The sequence below is a fragment of the Pontibacter brevis genome (genome assembly GCF_054779655.1).
Genome location: NZ_BAAGXV010000031.1, coordinates 98,075 through 114,337, shown reverse-complemented (window position 1 = coordinate 114,337; position 16,263 = coordinate 98,075). Strand labels below are relative to the sequence as shown.

Sequence of the window (16,263 nt, the reverse complement as noted above, 5' to 3'; positions counted from 1 at the left end):
CGGGAAAAGCCAGGGGCAGTTCCCGCTCCGCCAGATGAGATTAGTTACCTGTGTGCATTACTTTCTGGGTAGTTACCTGCTTGTTGCTGCTGATGCGCAGGATGTACATACCGTAGGCCAGTCCCTTGGCGTCTATGCGGAAGCTGTGGTTGCCGGCATCTAAGGTGCCGTTAACCAGCGTTTGCACCTTTTTGCCAGCCATCGAAAGCAGTTCCAGGGTTACCGGTGCTTTCTCAGGCATCGTCACGCTAACCTGTGTGCCTGCCTGGAAAGGGTTAGGGTATACCTGCACCTGTATGTTGTTTCCAGACAACTCCGGCATTGCCTGCGCAGCACCGGTTGAAGTGCTGCCTGCCAGCGTAGTTGCTGCCTGGCCAAGGTATTCCTTTCTGGCAAACACAATGGTGGTAGAGGCGTTGAACACCACCTGCTCGCCGGAGGCATCTGGCTGTGACTGCGTGTTTGTGGTGCTTGGGTTCTGAATGGAAAGAAAGCCATAACGGAAGTCAGGTGTAAACGTCAGGCCGGTTGCTTCTGAACCAATCGGAACTGAGGCAAAAATCTCTACTTTCGGACTGGCAGGCGTATGATCCTTACGGATCACCCATATATTATTGCGGCCACCATCCTGAATAGCCCACAAGTTGCCCTCTCCGTCAAATACAAGGTTGTCGATGCCTGTTCCGAAGTTTACAAGCTGTGTACCTCCTTCATGCGTGATAGGGTAATCCTGGTTCGTTACCCAGGCCTCAATGCCTGAAACCGTTGATCCGTTATCAGTAAAGCGCCAGACAGTGCCCGTCACTTTAGAGGAGAAGTACGTTCTGCCGTCAGGACCAAACTCAACGTCTTCTACATTGCTCCAGTTGGTGCCGCCCAGTGCGGATGCAAGGGTGCTGGTATTGTTCCGGTCTGATTGCGTGGTGTTCGGCACCTGAACCCAGTCGCCAAGCGAAGGGTTGCTGGCATTCCGCTTCAGCACATACAGGGTGCCGGCAGAGAGATCGCCTGCTTTATTTGCCACAAATTTATAGACGCAGCTGGTGCCGCCGTCTTCTCCCTGGTATACTGTAACGCCGTCTTTGCCTACTGCCACGTTTTCGTGCTTCATTCTGCCCATAGCCCAGAGTTTATCAGGTTTGCCGTCGCCGTCGTAGTCGCGCAATTTGTTAGTGGCCGGGTCGAACTCCACATTCCAGCCAATGTCCTGGTAGCCGTCAGCGTTCACATCGCCCGTCACATAGGTTTCCTCAGAGGTGATAACAGTGCCCCAGGGGGTAATGCCGCCCGAGCAGTTGCGTTCTGTTTTGACTACAGGAGAGAAGTCCATTTTATGAACTCCGTTCACGGTCCACAGCATGGTTTGCTCGTCTAAACCCACGTTCAACAGTGAAACTCCCCCAGGGCTGTTTTCATGGTTAACAGAGAGGAAGCCCGCCTTGCTGCTCCCGCTCTGTGCCACATAGGCCGTAAAGTCGTTGCCGTTCGGCATGGTACTGGTGCTGCCCGAAGTATAGCGCGTTGTTCCTGATTTAGCTATTTTCTGAAAAATGTGGGAGCTCGGGTAAATAAAAGTTTCTCCCTGGGCCATAGGTGTAATGGACGTGAAGTTTCCGATGTTGCCTGCTGTTTCGGGAGCAGGAGCAGACACTGTCTTCAATACGCCTGTTACCTCCATGTCAAACAAAAGATCGGAGCTGGTTGCGTTTGCCTGGTGCAGCGACACGGCCAGCACATTGTTCCCGCTCTTCAGCTGGGCTGCAGGCACTTTAAAGGTGTAATAGGTGGTTTCGGCGCTCCAGCCAATGGCCGTCACGGCAGCGGAATTGTAGGTAATGGTGCCCGTTGGCATATTGGTCCTGAACTGCTCTACGCCGTTCAGGTAAACTACTGCACCATCGTCGCGACGAATATTGAACACGAGCGTGTCGTAAACGGCTGCATCTTCCACGTTAAAGGTGTGGCGCAGGTAGTAAGCAGGGTATTTGTTGGTGCTGTCGCCAAAGCTTAAGGAGGTGTTCACCGGGTCACCGTAGCCTAACACCGCTGCACCGGAAGCCCAGGCCGCGTCATCGTAGCCGGTGCCTGTCCATGACGTGCCCAGGTCCACGCCTTTGTCATGGTACTTCCACACCGAGTTCTTTTTAACAGGAAAAGCGCCTGCCGTAGCAACCGGAGCTTCAACCGGCACAGTGTATTCTACAACAAGCTTTGGTGCACCAGTTGCCGAGCCTTCAAAGGCAGCGGCTGTTCTTTTTCCGCTACCCGTTATCAGAAGCGCCATGGCATTGCCGCTTTTCCAACCTGGGCGGCTTACAATCTCCTGCACCACAGCTTTCAGGTCTGGGGTAGCTTGGGCGGCAGCGGCTTCATTTACTGTATTCCAATTAGAAGGTGTCCAGTTTATTTTTGTACTTGTCCGGGAACGTGAGGAGACGTCGAAAGCAGTTTGGGAGAAAGGAAGGGCATGATCTGTTGCCTGTCCCTCAATGCGGAGGGTGCACGTTTTTTTAGTTACCTCATCTGTCGTGAACTGGACATAGGCTTTGGAGATAACAGCATTAGTCGGAATAGTAATATTTGTGAAGCGAATTCCAATAGTTTGATTTTTGGTCTTGTTATTATCATATACTAACTCCAGGTCAGTGCTATTGGTGTACACACTGCCAGACGCTGCTTCTTCCACATCGTCGGCACCTGAGGAGACGCTCCTAGTGAAAATATAAGGTTGTGATTGTGCAAAACTGCTGCCAGCCAGGAAAGGGTGTAGGGGCATGGTTGCTGCTAAGAGCAATGCTTTGTAGAGTGTATGCATGTAAGTGAAAATTTAATCTGATTTCAACTGATGCGAAATATATAAATAAAATTCAATATAAAAGCTGATTGTAATTTTCTGATTTATATAAAAATTCTAATTAAATTTGAATGCAATAATTATAGAGGCTGGTTAAGGCGTTTTGGGTACACGACCGCTCTGAACAAAATTTATTTTTCCTGTTTAGCTGATGGTTTTTAAAAGTCACTCCCTGAAAGGAAAGCTCCGTTCTGTGCTTTTCGTTTTATGTACTTTTCTTTTCCTGAGTGCTACGCTCAGTTCTTTTAAAACTGACCCGGCAGGTGTTGCAGCCACGCAGCGCATCAGGCAAAATTTTTTGCTGGATGTGGAGGGTTTAAAGAACGAGGCAGGTGCGTTTACCAGCACCCTTCGCTTGTTTGAGCAGCGGCAGGCCACTTTGCAGCAGGCGCAGGAAGCTTTTTGCCAGTTGAAGTATGCTTATAAGAAAACGGAATACCTGCTGGAGTACCTGGACCCGGAGCTTGCTAAGAGCCTGAATGGAGCGCCTTTGCCAAAAGTAGTTGTGGAGCAGCAGCCTTACCTCGCCCTCCACTTTAAAACCCCAACTTATGTCACTTTTCCTCCGGAGGGACTGCAGGTGCTGGAAGAAATGCTTTTTGCAGAAGAGATGAGTCCAGCGGCCGCGCAGGAAGCCCTGCCGCTGGCATTCCGGCTGGAGGAAAAGCTAAACCTGTTCGGTAACAACGTCCGCAATCAATCCTTTACAAATAAACAGCTGTTAGAGAGCCTGCGGGAGCAGCTCGTTCGGGCCATGACTTTGGGCGTTACTGGTTTTGATGCGCCTGCCGCCGGGCATAGCCTGGAATATACGGTAGCTTCCCTGAAGCCTGTGCTGGCTGCCCTGATGCTTTACCGCGAAGGAACATCCGGGACCGTGCAGCAGCAGTGTTCTGAGAGTATAGCACTTGTTCAGGGTGCTCTTGCCTATCTCGGGCAGCATAAGGATTTTGACAGCTTCAATCGCCTGTACTTCATCCGGGAGCTGGCCGATCCGGCTTATGGTGCGCTTACCCGGCTGCAGCATTTACTTTTGCAGCAGCGGCTATCAACAACTGATTTCTCAAAACCCGTAAACGACCTTGCCAGTAGCTTATTCGATGAACGCTTTCTGCAGCCAGCTTTTTACGCCAAGCAGGACCAGGCCAACGCTAACCCGGAGCTGGTTCAGTTAGGAAAGCTGCTCTTTTTTGACCCCGTGCTTTCTTCTAATAACCAGCGCTCCTGCGCCAGTTGCCATGCCCCTGCCAAAGCCTTTACAGACGGACAGGTGCGAAGCCTTGCTTTTGACGCGAAAGGAAAGACGCTTCGGAATTCTCCTACGCTGCTCAATGCAAGTCTGGGCGCAGCTTATTTCTGGGACAGTCGCGCGCAATATCTGCAGGACCAGATACCGGATGTAATCAATAAGGCAGATGAACTGCATGGGAACTATGAACAAGTAGTAGAAAAACTACAACAAAGCACCGAGTACAGGAAGTTGTTCAAAAAGGCATTCAAAGGGCAACCTGAAACAGAGGTAAGTTCCAACACAGTCAACAGGGCCATCGCCGCTTATGTGCAGAACCTGGTGGCGCTCGATTCTCCTTTCGACCGCTACATGCGCCGGCAAACAAGCGATTATAGCGAGGCCGCCATTCGGGGAGCAAACTTATTTATGGGAAAAGCAGGTTGCGGCACCTGCCATTTTGCACCGGCATTTAACGGCACCGTGCCGCCCCGCTTCCTCGAAAGCGAAACAGAAGTATTGGGTGTGCCCGCAACGGCTGATTTAACCAGAGCCACACTGGATGCAGACTCGGGCCGTGCCGGAGTAATTGGAGCTGCAGCTTTCTTACATTCTTTTAAAACGCCGACGGTGCGAAATACAGCCCTTACAGCGCCCTACATGCACAACGGGGTTTTCAGCACGCTCGAAGAGGTAGTTGCCTTCTATGATGCAGGGGGAGGTGCCGGCTTAGGCCTGGTTGTTCCCAGCCAGACGCTGCCTTCCAGCCCTCTCAACCTCACAACCGAAGAAAAGCAGGACCTGGTGGCGTTTATGCACTCCTTAACAGACACCACAGCGACCACCTCTGTGCCTAAACAATTACCGTCTTTTCCAAAAGGATCTGCGCTGAACAAACGCATCGTAGGCGGGCAGTATTAACCTGGAGAAGCGGTTAGGCGAGGAGAAGGGCACAGGAAGTAGAAGCTTCCTGTGCCCTTCTCTTTTTTATGTGTTGCCATGGTGGTGCAGGCAGCACGGATGGCATCAGGATCCGCTTTCTGATTTCTTTGCCAATTGCCCTATACTATTTAAAGTAGTGCGGCATCTAATTTGCCTACCTAACGTTTGTTAGTTGAATGAAAATCCGTATATTTGATTAGAACAGCATTGGCTATACTTTCTGAAACGGGAGCCAGTAAAAATGAGGCTGTCTGATGCAGGACCAAGAACTGAACATACATGAGCAAATTCCATAAGGTAAAAATTAAACGCATCAACCGGGAGACCCACGACTGTGTGACCGTGTCGCTGGATGTGCCGGAGGAACTGAAAGATACCTTCCGCTATACCCAGGGGCAGTACCTTACCTTCAGGCGGCAGTTTAACAACGAAGAGCTGCGGCGCTCCTATTCCATCTGCTCCAGCCCTCTGGAGAACGAGTGGAAAGTGGCCATTAAGAAAGTGCCGGAAGGTGTCTTTTCCAGTTATGCCAACGAGGCCCTGCACGAAGGGGAGGAGCTGGAGGTGATGCCGCCGATGGGGCGATTCTATACCGAACTGAATCCGGAGAACGAGAAGCTTTACGTGATGTTCGCAGCTGGCAGCGGTATTACGCCTGTGCTTTCCATCATGAAGACCATCCTGATGACAGAGCCAAAGAGCCAGGTATATCTGATTTATGGAAACAGGGGCCGCAACTCCATCATCTTTAAAGAAGAAATAGAAGGACTGAAGAACAAGTACATAGACCGGCTGAGCGTGTACCACATCCTGAGCAGGGAGCACGGCGACACGGAACTGTTCTTTGGCCGTATAGATAAAGAGAAGACCAAAGTTTTCCTGGACCATATCATTGAGCCTGATCAGATTGACGAGTGCTTTATCTGCGGACCGGAGGAGATGATCTTTGGTGTGAAGGATGCGCTGCAGGAAGCAGGCGTAGATAGCAAAAAGATTCATTTCGAGCTTTTCACCACAGGCGACAGTGGGAAGAAGGAAAGCCGGAAAGACCGACCTGCCGGTGAAGCAGATAAGCAGAGCAAGGTAACTATAAAAACGGATGGCGTGGTGATGAACCTCGACATGTCGTACTACGGCAACACCATTCTGGACGCTGCCATTGAAATGGGCGCCGACTTGCCTTATTCCTGCAAAGGCGGCGTTTGCAGCACCTGCCGCGCCATGGTGATAGAAGGGCAAGTGGAGATGGACGTAAACTACTCACTTGAACCCGAAGAGGTGCAGGCGGGCTATATATTAACATGCCAGGCTCGTCCGCTGACAGAGAAGGTAATTGTTGATTTTGACCAGTAATGATTTGAAAATAGAGCCTGATAAAGGTTTTTAAAGATATAGAAGCTATGCAAGAGGTAGAAGTAAACCTGGAAGAACAATTTGAAGCAAAGGTAGCCAAGGACATCCGGATAGAGCCGAAGGACTGGATGCCGGATGCCTATCGGAAAACGCTTATCCGGCAGATATCGCAGCACGCCCATTCCGAGATTGTAGGCATGCTGCCGGAAGGCAACTGGATTACGCGCGCGCCTTCGCTGAAGCGCAAAGCCATCCTCCTCGCCAAGGTACAGGATGAGGCAGGCCACGGCTTGTACCTCTACAGTGCCGCAGAAACGCTTGGTGCATCCCGCGACCAGATGATTGCCGACCTGCACTCCGGCAAAGCCAAGTACTCCAGCATCTTCAACTACCCAACCCTCTCCTGGGCAGATATTGGGGCCATTGGCTGGCTCGTGGATGGTGCTGCCATCATGAACCAGGTGCCGCTCTGCCGTACGTCCTACGGCCCTTATGCACGGGCTATGGTGCGGGTGTGTAAAGAAGAAAGCTTCCACCAGCGCCAGGGCTTCGAGATTATGATGACGCTGTGCAACGGCGCGCCGGAGCAGAAGAAGATGGCGCAGGAAGCCTTTAACCGCTGGTGGTGGCCTACGCTGATGATGTTCGGGCCAAAAGACGATGAGTCGCCGAACACGGCACAGTCGATGCGCTGGAGAATCAAGCGTTTCACCAACGACGAGCTGCGGCAGCGCTTTGTAGACATGATGGTGCCGCAGGCAGAGTTCCTTGGCCTGACCGTGCCAGACAAAGACCTGAAGTGGAACGAGGCCAAAAACGGCTACGACTATGGCGAAATCGACTGGGATGAGTTCTGGAACGTGGTGAAAGGTAACGGTCCCTGCAACAAACAGCGCATCCAGACCCGCGTGAAAGCTTACGAAGAAGGTGCCTGGGTACGTGAAGCCGCTCTCGCCCACGCCGAAAAAAGAGCACAGCGGGAGCGCCAAAAAGCAGAGCGGGCAGCATAGAGTGTTGCTGGTAAGGGAAATAATGTAAAGTTTGTCATTTCGAACGCAGTGAGAAATCTGGGTTGTTTCATGACCCCGCAATATGGCAGATTTCTCAATGCTTTCGAAATGACAAACTTTAGGGGAAAAGCTTCAGATTATTACGACATCACAAGAAGATAAAACATATGAACACAAAAGAATGGCCGCTTTGGGAAGTCTTCATCAGAAGCAAACAAGGCCTTGACCATAAACACGTAGGCAGCCTGCATGCTGCGGATGCCGAAATGGCCATCCAGAATGCCCGCGATGTATACACCCGCCGCATGGAAGGCATCAGCATATGGGTGGTGGAGTCGAAGCACATACATGCCTCCAACCCTGACGATGCCGCTGCTTTCTATGAGCCGGCCAACGATAAAGTGTACCGCCACCCGACCTTTTATGAGGTGCCTGCGGAAATTAAAAACATGTAATCGCTATGATGCACAACCACGAAAACGCCCCGCACCTGCACGAGCAGCACTTTAATACCCCGGTACAGGACTATGCTCCGGAGGTAAAGCAGTTGGTGCTGGATTATACTCTGCAACTGGCAGATACCACCTTTATCCTGGGGCACCGCCTTTCTGAGTGGTGCGGGCACGGGCCGGTGCTGGAGCAGGATATGGCTTTGTCGAACATCGCCTTGGATTTGATTGGCGAAACCCGCAGCCTGTACCAGTATGCGGCTGAACTGGAAGGCAAAGGCCGTACAGAAGATGACCTGGCTTACCTGCGCGATGCTGTGGAGTATAAGAACCCCCTGCTGGTAGAGCAGCCAAACGGCGACTTCGGCGATACCATCATGCGCCAGTTTATTTTCGATTCCTTCCATTACTTCTTCCTGAAAGAACTTCAAAACAGCACCGACCACCGCCTGGCCGCTATTGCTGAGAAGTCTTTAAAAGAATCCAGCTACCATATCAAGTGGAGTTCAGAATGGGTCATCCGGTTAGGCGACGGTACCGAAGAAAGCAGGCTGCGTATCGAAAAAGCTATCGAAAACCTCTGGCCTTTTTCCGGGGAGCTTTTCATGATGACAGCCACTGAGAAAGCCCTGCTGGAACTCGGTGTCATTCCGAACTACAACCTGATAAAGCAAAGTTCGGATGCGCATATAGCCAAAGTTTTTGAAGAGGCAACACTAGAAGTGCCACAGAGCGTGTGGATGCAGTCAGGAGGCAAGGAAGGAAGACATACAGAACACATAGGCTTTATCCTGACAGAGTTGCAATACCTGCAAAGAGCTTATCCGGGTTTGGAGTGGTAAAGATTAAGCACGCTCTTGTCATCTCGAACGTTAGTGAGAGATCTGCCTTCAATTAAACAGAACTCTTACTAATGTTCGATATGACAGTTATGAAAAACGTAATACCAAGATTTGAATACAGAAGAAAAAGTCTGGCAATACTTAGAAGATGTTTCCGATCCTGAGGTTCCGGTGCTGAGCGTCGTGGATTTGGGGGTGGTGCGCGACGTGCAGGTGCAGGACGAAGAGGTGCAGGTGACGATCACGCCTACCTATTCCGGCTGCCCCGCCATGAACACCATTGCCACGGACATCAGGCTGAAGCTGTTGGCAGAAGGGTTCCAATCTGTTCGTATCAACATACAACTGAGCCCCGCCTGGACCACCGACTGGCTGTCTGAAGAAGGGAAGGTAAAGCTGGAGGAATATGGGATTGCCCCTCCTGTAGAAGATGGCGGAGACATACACGCCCTGTTTGGCAGAGACACCACCGTGCGCTGCCCGCTCTGCAAATCAGAGAATACAAAACTTGTCAGCCAGTTCGGCTCCACAGCCTGCAAGGCGCTTTACCAGTGCAACGAGTGCCTGGAGCCTTTCGACTATTTTAAATGCCTGAAATAAAACATGAAAGAAAACAATTACATCAAATACACTTTTGAGGCTGGCGTTGCCACCATTACCCTGAACAGGCCAGACGTATTCAACAGCTTTAACCGCGCAATGGCTTTAGCACTACAGGAGCGACTGCGCGAGATTCAGCAAAATGAGGAAGTGCGGGCCGTGCTGCTAACGGGTGAGGGCAAAGCCTTCTGCGCCGGTCAGGATTTGGCGGAGGCCACTTCGGAAGATGCGATGGAAATATCAGAGATTGTAGATCAGCATTATAACCCGATTGTGCTGCTGCTCCGGCAACTGGAAAAGCCTGTGGTGGCTGCGGTGAATGGTGTGGCGGCGGGAGCCGGTGCCAACCTGGCCCTGGCCTGTGACATTGTGGTAGCCAAAGAGTCAGCCAGCTTCATTCAGGCATTCAGCAAAATCGGGCTTATACCGGATAGTGGCGGCACTTTTTTCCTGCCCCGCCTGGTAGGGCTGCAAAGAGCCTCTGCCCTAATGATGACAGGCGACAAAGTGCCTGCGAAAGAGGCGCAGGAAATGGGCATGATTTATAAGGCTTTCCCGGATGATGCTTTCGAAAGCGAAGTAAACAGCCTGGTGCAGCGATTGGCCCAGATGCCAACCAAAGGCCTTGCCTATACCAAAGCCCTGCTGAACTGCACTTTCGACCTGAGCCTGGACGGACAACTGCGCCACGAATCAACTTACCAGCACCGTGCAGGCGCTACCGCAGATTTTAAAGAAGGCGTGCAGGCCTTTATCGAAAAGAGAAAGCCGAACTTCAAAGGCCAATAGCGTATGCCAGACAAACGTGCGACAAGCCAAGCCGAAGAAGTCATGCAGCGCATGATGGAGAAAGATGCTTTCAGTAAAATGCTCGGGCTGCAGGTGGATGAGATGGGAGAGGGTTATTGCCGCCTGCACTTTCAGGTGCGGGAAGACATGCTGAACGGCTTTGGTATCCTGCACGGTGGCGTCACCTATTCTGCCGCCGACAGTGCTTTTGCTTTTGCCTGCAACAGCCACGGCCGCCTGAGTGTCGCGCTTAGCACCAACATGGATTAGCTCGAGGCAGGTAAATTAGGTGATGTCCTGACGGTAGAAGCCAAAGAAGAAAGCTTGAAAAACAAAGTAGGGGTGTACCAGATTCGGATTACGAATCAGGAGAATGTGTTGGTGGCGCTGTTCAAGGGTACTTCTTACCGCACCAGCAAAGACATATAAATTACTGTATTTCCCTCCTCGGAGGGGCAGGTTTAATAAATATTACCGACCTCCATCAAACAAAGTAAAACAATGAAACAAGCATACCTCATAGACGGCATCCGCACCCCGATTGGCAATTTCGGCGGTACCTTGGCAACCGTAAGGCCCGATGACATGGCTGCCCTTGTGATAAAGGAACTGATGAAGCGCAATCCTTCTGTAGACGGAGGGGAGATTGCCGATGTCATTCTGGGCTGCGCCAATCAGGCGGGGGAAGACAACCGCAATGTGGCGCGTATGTCCTTGCTACTGGCGGGGCTGCCTTTCTCTGTGCCCGGGGAAACAATAAACCGTTTGTGTGCCTCCGGCTTATCAGCAGCCATTGCGGCCAGCAGAGCCATACAGTGCGGCGACGGCGATTTCTTTATTGCCGGTGGCGTAGAGAACATGACGCGTGGTCCCTGGGTCATCTCAAAAGCCAGTACCCCTTTCGGCAGGGATTCGGAAATGCACGACTCCAGCTTTGGCTGGCGCTTTGTGAATCCAAAGATGAAGGAGCTATTCGGTACAGATGGCATGGGCGAAACGGCTGAGAATCTGGCGGAGCGCGAGAGCATCAACCGCGAAGACCAGGACCAGTTCGCCCTCCGGTCCCAGCAAAAGGCGGCGGAGGCGCAGAAGAAAGGACGCTTTGATGAAGAAATAGTGCCGGTAGAGATTCCGCAGCGCAAAGGCGATTCTAAAATATTCGACAAGGACGAGTTCATCAAGCCAAACACAACGCTGGAGGTACTGGGGAAACTGCGTCCTGCCTTCCGGAAAAACGGTACCGTAACCGCAGGCAATGCTTCCGGCCTGAATGATGGCGCTGCAGCACTTTTGCTCGCGTCAGAAGAAGGTATTAAGAAGCACAACCTCACGCCAAAGGCACGCATTGTGTCGATGGGGGTAGCGGGGGTGGAGCCGCGTGTGATGGGGATTGGCCCGGTACCAGCCAGCCAGATTGCAATGAAAAAAGCTGGTCTTACGCTGGATGACATTGACCTGATAGAACTGAACGAGGCGTTTGCCGCGCAAAGCCTGGCCTGTATCAGGGGCTTTGGTTTGGAAGATAACGACCCGCGCATCAATCCCAATGGTGGTGCTATTGCCTTAGGCCACCCGCTGGGCATGAGCGGTGCCAGAATTCTGAATTCCGCTGCCATCGAGCTGCACAGGCAAAACAAGCGCTATGCCTTAGTAACGATGTGTGTGGGCGTAGGACAGGGATATGCGGCTATCATAGAAAAAGTATAAGAGATGATTTACGAGTTCAACGGATACAAACCAGTCGTACACGAAAGCGCTTTTGTGCACCCACAGGCAGCTGTGACAGGCAATGTCATCATTGGCAAAAATGTCTACATTGGCCCGGGTGCTGCTATCCGCGGCGATTGGGGACAGATCGTGATAGAGGATAACTGCAACGTGAAGGAGAACTGTACCATCCACGTGTTTCCGGGGGTAACGGTGCTGCTGAAAGAGATGGCGCACATTGGCCATGGCGCAATTATCCACGGCGCCACCGTTGGTCGGAATGTACTTGTTGGAATGAATGCCGTGGTGATGGACCGGGTGGAATTAGGTGATGAAAGCATCGTAGGTGCTTTGAGTTTCATCAAAGCAGATGAGAAGATTCCGCCGCGCAGCTTAGTGGTAGGCAACCCGCACAAAATCATAAAGCAGGTAAGCGATGAAATGATTAGCTGGAAGACAAAAGGCACGCACGTCTACATGCAGCTTCCCGCCGATTGCCACGCCACCCTAAAGCCTTGCGAGCCCCTAAGAGAAGTACCCACCGACCGGAAAATGCAGGATAGTAGTTACAAGACCTGGAACGAGAGTAAAAGGTGACTTTTAGCTCATTATTGAACCTGAGTAAGGAGTGATTTTATACTTGGCTATTTAGTTGTTCCAGAGGAAGAACGTCTGCAATCGAAATGTTTCCAGTCCTCAGGTTGAGCGCCTTGTAAATGTTGCGGTGCCGAACGGAGTGAGGCAGCCGGAGCAGAGCGGAGGCAGCTTCAGTTACGCAGCGCGATGACTGAGGACGAGGCCTCGCGGCCGTGAGCGCACCAAAGCAAGAGCTGAAACAAAGGGTTTACAAGACTGAGGAATACAGGTACTATAGGATAAAAAGCTTGTCTGATTGACTAGAAGCTTTAGCTACAGGCTTGAAGCAGATTTCTCTCTATCGTTCGAAATGACAATTTTGAATCAAAAACTAAAAGAAACTATGAGCGCAACATTGCAAAACTACGCCATGGGAGAGTGGACTCCCGGATCAGGGCAGGAAAGCCAGCTACTGGATGCCGTGACCGGCGAGCATATTTATACCGCCTACAGCGGCGGACTTGATTTTGAAGGAATGATGCAGTATGCCCGCAGCAAAGGAAACAAGGCGCTTCGGAAAATGACGTTCCAGGAGCGCGGCCTGATGCTGAAAGCGCTGGCGCTGCACCTTATAGAGAGAAAGGAGGCCTTCTATAAACTCAGCTACCGTACAGGCGCCACCCGTGCCGACAGCTGGGTAGACATTGAAGGCGGTATCGGGAATCTGTTTGCCTACGCCTCCCTGCGCCGTAAATTCCCAGACAAACCGCACTATGTAGAAGATGAACCCATTGGTTTGTCGAAGGGCGGAACGTTTATGGGACACCATATCCTGGTGCCGAAAGAAGGGGTCGCCATTCACATTAATGCGTATAATTTCCCGGTGTGGGGCATGCTGGAGAAGATAGCCGTGAACCTGCTGGCAGGTATGCCTGCCATCGTGAAACCGGCACCCATCACGGCTTTCCTCACAGAAGCGGTTGTAAGAGAAATCATCAACTCTAAAATTTTACCAGAGGGTGCTTTGCAATTAGTAACAGGTACCGGAGAAGGCATCCTGGACCATGTCACATACCAGGACGTGGTGACCTTCACGGGTTCGGCCAGTACAGGCCGTAAACTGAAAGCACACCCACGGCTTATAGAGGAAGCGGTGCCTTTCACCATGGAAGCGGACTCTCTGAACAGTGCCGTACTGGGAGAGGATGCAGTTCCCGGAACGGCAGAATTTGACTTGTTCATCAAAGAAATACGCAAGGAAATCACATCTAAAGCAGGTCAGAAATGTACGGCCATTCGACGGGCCATTGTACCGGAGAAGCTGGTGGAAGATGTGCAGATAGCCCTGGGCAAGGAACTTTCTAAAACCGGCATCGGCGACCCGCAGGCAGAAGGCGTACGCATGGGTGCTATTGTGGGAAGAGAGCAGCTGGAGCGACTGCGAAACAATGTAAAGGAACTGGCCAAGCAGACGCCTATCGTGTATGGCGACTTGGAGAAGGTAGATGTGATTGGGGCAGATCCTGAAAAAGGCGCGTTCATCTCACCCATCGTGATGCTGAATGAGCAGCCGTTCCGCTATACTGACACCCATGAAGTAGAAGCCTTCGGACCGGTAGCGACCATCATGCCTTATAGAACTTTAGACGAGGCCATCGAAATATCGAAGATGGGTAAAGGCTCTCTGGTGTCTTCTATTGCCACTGCCGACCCTGCCATTGCGCAGGAATATGCTATTGGTGCCGCCACACATCACGGCCGTATTCTGGTCCTCAACCAGGAGTGTGCAAAAGAAAGCACCGGTCACGGTTCTCCGATGCCGATGCTGATTCATGGCGGGCCGGGCAGAGCCGGAGGCGGCGAAGAAATGGGCGGTATACGGGGTGTGAAGCACTTCATGCAGCGCGTCGCTATTCAAGGTTCTCCCACTATGGTAACGGCCATCACCGGTGTGTATCAGAAAGGAGCAAAGCAGGTTGAATACGACAAGCATCCTTTCCAGCGGTACTTTGAAGAGCTGGAAATAGGGGAAACCTACGTCACCCACAACCATACCGTGACGGAGGCGGACATTGCCAACTTTGCCAACGTGTCAGGCGACCATTTCTATGCACACGTAGATGCTACTTCCCTGGAAGGGACGCTGTTTGAAGGCAAGGTGGCGCACGGATACTATATCCTGTCGAAGGCGGCGGGTATGTTTGTGCATCCGAAGAAAGGGCCTGTACTGTTGAACTACGGATTGGAAGAGTGCCGCTTCACGAAACCAGTGTATCCAGGCATGACCATCGGCGTAAAGCTTACCTGCAAAGAAAAGGTGGGCCAGGAGAAGCGCAGCGAAGACGACGTGGCAAAAGGCATTGTGAAGTGGCTGGTGGATGTAACGGATGAAACGGGCGAGACCGTGGCCATTGCCACTATCCTCACAATGGTAAAAAAGTTAAATCAAGCATAAAAAGACATAAGACGCTAGTATCAGGACACAAGACTTTTAACTTAATCACTCTACAGCATTCAATCCTCTTTTAGAAGAAGTATTGTGTAAAGAAAAGTCTAACGTCTTGTGTCTTGATACTTGTATCTAATAAACAAAACGATGAGCAAAACAGATACAGCAGTAGGTACAGTAGAAGTAACAACAGATGAGCAGGGTGTTTCCACTATTACGTTTTTCCACCCCTCACATAATTCCTTGCCGGGCGCGCTACTGGATGAACTGGCGGATACAATTACCATAACAAGCCAGGAAGAGCAGACAAAGGTGATTGTGCTGAAGAGCGGGGGGGAGCGGACATTCTGCGCCGGAGCCAGCTTTGACGAGTTGATCGCCATAGAGAACAAAGAGCAGGGCCTGGCATTTTTCTCCGGCTTCGCGAAAGTCATTAACGCTTGCCGCACCTCCGGCAAAATCATCATCGGCCGGGTGCAGGGCAAAGCGATTGGCGGAGGCGTGGGCGTAGCAGCCTCCACAGACTATTGCTTTGCCACCCAACATGCGGCTGTTAAACTGAGTGAGCTGGCACTAGGCATCGGCCCTTTTGTAGTGGGACCTGCCGTAGAACGGAAGATTGGTCTAGCCGCTTTTTCCCAGCTTTCACTGGATGCCTCAGAGTTTCGTTCAGCAGAGTGGGCCAAAGAAAAAGGCTTGTATGCGGATGTGTATGAAACAACGGAAGAAATGGATGCCGCTGTACAGGCCTTTGCGGCTAAACTGGCAAGCTACAGCCCCGATGCACTGAAGGCCATGAAGCAAGTGTTCTGGCAGGGAACTGAGCACTGGGATAAGTTGCTGGTAGAACGGGCAGGCATCAGCGGGACCCTTGTTCTATCTGACTTTACCCGCAATTTCATCCGTTCCTTTAAAGAGAAAAAATAGAAAGCATGTTGTAGGTGGTTGCTTCTTCTGAGGTAAAGACAGCTAATTCAGCCACATCATTTTTAGAAACGCTATGGCCTGTTATGGGGTCATAGCGTTTCTGTTTTTCTGATTGAATACACCTGTTCAGCCTCTTTTCGTCACTCTTATAATACACCTGCTAAAGGTTCCTCCATAGTTGCCTTTGCTTTTTCTGTTGTACCGGGTCTAACCACCCCTACCCCTCCTGGGGGTGCAGGGGCCCCTTTAGAGTCTAAGGAGGGGAGTCTGCTTATCAGGTCACCGAAGGCTTTTTCCATTGCTGAGGCTTCACACATAAAAATCCAGCACGAAGTGAAAGTGTTTCCAGTCTTTGGGTTGAGCGCCTGGGGGAAGGGGCCCTCTATTGTAAATTTCCGGTGCCACGCCAGTGGCAGCCGTCTTAAAAAGGGCCCCTACCCCTGGCAGGAAATATACACAGCGCGATGCCCGAAGACGAGGCCACTCTTATATAGGGCCCCTACCCCAGCCTAGAGAGCACAGGAAGACAAGATGGAA

Annotated in this window: 12 protein-coding genes and 1 pseudogene; 12 read left to right on the top strand and 1 reads right to left on the bottom strand. The window is 51.5% G+C overall.

Going from position 1 to position 16,263, the window contains the following annotated elements; all coding sequences use genetic code 11:
* Positions 1-40: 40 nt before the first annotated feature.
* Positions 41-2,776, bottom strand: a complete 2,736-nt coding sequence (locus tag ACYVB1_RS10455) for an alkaline phosphatase PhoX (protein WP_460923518.1) — start codon at positions 2,774-2,776, stop codon at positions 41-43.
* Between the two features lie 229 nt (positions 2,777-3,005).
* Between ACYVB1_RS10455 and ACYVB1_RS10450 the strand changes: the two genes are divergently transcribed.
* The 12 genes and pseudogenes from ACYVB1_RS10450 (at position 3,006) to ACYVB1_RS10395 (ending at position 15,726) form a co-directional block, all read left to right on the top strand.
* Positions 3,006-5,003 (top strand): cytochrome-c peroxidase, encoded by a 1,998-nt coding sequence (locus ACYVB1_RS10450; RefSeq protein ID WP_460923517.1) that lies wholly within the window; start codon positions 3,006-3,008, stop codon positions 5,001-5,003.
* Positions 5,004-5,303: 300 nt separating this feature from the next.
* The gene (paaE, locus tag ACYVB1_RS10445; RefSeq protein ID WP_460923516.1) at positions 5,304-6,377 is read left to right on the top strand and encodes a 1,2-phenylacetyl-CoA epoxidase subunit PaaE; all 1,074 of its coding nucleotides are present in this window, start codon (positions 5,304-5,306) and stop codon (positions 6,375-6,377) included.
* Positions 6,378-6,424: 47 nt separating this feature from the next.
* Positions 6,425-7,387 (top strand): 1,2-phenylacetyl-CoA epoxidase subunit PaaA, encoded by a 963-nt coding sequence (paaA, locus tag ACYVB1_RS10440; protein ID WP_460923515.1) that lies wholly within the window; start codon positions 6,425-6,427, stop codon positions 7,385-7,387.
* A 167-nt stretch (positions 7,388-7,554) separates the two neighbouring features.
* Positions 7,555-7,842, top strand: a complete 288-nt coding sequence (paaB, locus tag ACYVB1_RS10435; protein ID WP_460923514.1) for a 1,2-phenylacetyl-CoA epoxidase subunit PaaB — start codon at positions 7,555-7,557, stop codon at positions 7,840-7,842.
* Positions 7,843-7,847: 5 nt separating this feature from the next.
* Entirely contained in the window at positions 7,848-8,678 is an 831-nt protein-coding gene (gene paaC, locus ACYVB1_RS10430) for a 1,2-phenylacetyl-CoA epoxidase subunit PaaC (protein WP_460923513.1), read from the top strand.
* Between the two features lie 111 nt (positions 8,679-8,789).
* The gene (gene paaD / locus ACYVB1_RS10425) at positions 8,790-9,278 is read left to right on the top strand and encodes a 1,2-phenylacetyl-CoA epoxidase subunit PaaD (RefSeq protein ID WP_460923512.1); all 489 of its coding nucleotides are present in this window, start codon (positions 8,790-8,792) and stop codon (positions 9,276-9,278) included.
* Between the two features lie 3 nt (positions 9,279-9,281).
* Positions 9,282-10,067, top strand: coding sequence for an enoyl-CoA hydratase-related protein (locus tag ACYVB1_RS10420; RefSeq protein WP_460923511.1), 786 nt, complete (start codon positions 9,282-9,284; stop codon positions 10,065-10,067).
* A 3-nt stretch (positions 10,068-10,070) separates the two neighbouring features.
* Positions 10,071-10,496: pseudogene (gene paaI / locus ACYVB1_RS10415) on the top strand (hydroxyphenylacetyl-CoA thioesterase PaaI).
* A 72-nt stretch (positions 10,497-10,568) separates the two neighbouring features.
* Positions 10,569-11,774 carry a 3-oxoadipyl-CoA thiolase gene (gene pcaF, locus ACYVB1_RS10410; RefSeq protein WP_460923510.1) on the top strand — a complete coding sequence of 402 codons (1,206 nt, stop codon included), beginning with the start codon at positions 10,569-10,571 and terminating at the stop codon, positions 11,772-11,774.
* Positions 11,775-11,777: 3 nt separating this feature from the next.
* On the top strand, positions 11,778-12,371 hold the full coding sequence (locus tag ACYVB1_RS10405; RefSeq protein WP_460923509.1) for an acyltransferase: 594 nt from the start codon (positions 11,778-11,780) through the stop codon (positions 12,369-12,371).
* Between the two features lie 382 nt (positions 12,372-12,753).
* Complete coding sequence (gene paaZ / locus ACYVB1_RS10400; protein ID WP_460923508.1) at positions 12,754-14,805, top strand: phenylacetic acid degradation bifunctional protein PaaZ; 2,052 nt, start codon at positions 12,754-12,756, stop codon at positions 14,803-14,805.
* Between the two features lie 141 nt (positions 14,806-14,946).
* Complete coding sequence (locus ACYVB1_RS10395; protein WP_460923507.1) at positions 14,947-15,726, top strand: enoyl-CoA hydratase/isomerase family protein; 780 nt, start codon at positions 14,947-14,949, stop codon at positions 15,724-15,726.
* Positions 15,727-16,263 lie beyond the last annotated feature (537 nt).

Excerpts from the sequence above, each read along its gene's own strand:
- paaE (WP_460923516.1), top strand. The coding sequence starts at position 5,304 with ATGAGCAAATTCCATAAGGTAAAAATTAAACGCATCAACCGGGAGACC.
- paaZ (WP_460923508.1), top strand. The coding sequence starts at position 12,754 with ATGAGCGCAACATTGCAAAACTACGCCATGGGAGAGTGGACTCCCGGA.
- paaB (WP_460923514.1), top strand. The coding sequence starts at position 7,555 with ATGAACACAAAAGAATGGCCGCTTTGGGAAGTCTTCATCAGAAGCAAA.
- ACYVB1_RS10395 (WP_460923507.1), top strand. The coding sequence starts at position 14,947 with ATGAGCAAAACAGATACAGCAGTAGGTACAGTAGAAGTAACAACAGAT.
- ACYVB1_RS10450 (WP_460923517.1), top strand. The coding sequence starts at position 3,006 with ATGGTTTTTAAAAGTCACTCCCTGAAAGGAAAGCTCCGTTCTGTGCTT.
- paaA (WP_460923515.1), top strand. The coding sequence starts at position 6,425 with ATGCAAGAGGTAGAAGTAAACCTGGAAGAACAATTTGAAGCAAAGGTA.
- paaC (WP_460923513.1), top strand. The coding sequence starts at position 7,848 with ATGATGCACAACCACGAAAACGCCCCGCACCTGCACGAGCAGCACTTT.
- ACYVB1_RS10420 (WP_460923511.1), top strand. The coding sequence starts at position 9,282 with ATGAAAGAAAACAATTACATCAAATACACTTTTGAGGCTGGCGTTGCC.
- ACYVB1_RS10455 (WP_460923518.1), bottom strand. The coding sequence starts at position 2,776 with ATGCCCCTACACCCTTTCCTGGCTGGCAGCAGTTTTGCACAATCACAA.
- pcaF (WP_460923510.1), top strand. The coding sequence starts at position 10,569 with ATGAAACAAGCATACCTCATAGACGGCATCCGCACCCCGATTGGCAAT.
- ACYVB1_RS10405 (WP_460923509.1), top strand. The coding sequence starts at position 11,778 with ATGATTTACGAGTTCAACGGATACAAACCAGTCGTACACGAAAGCGCT.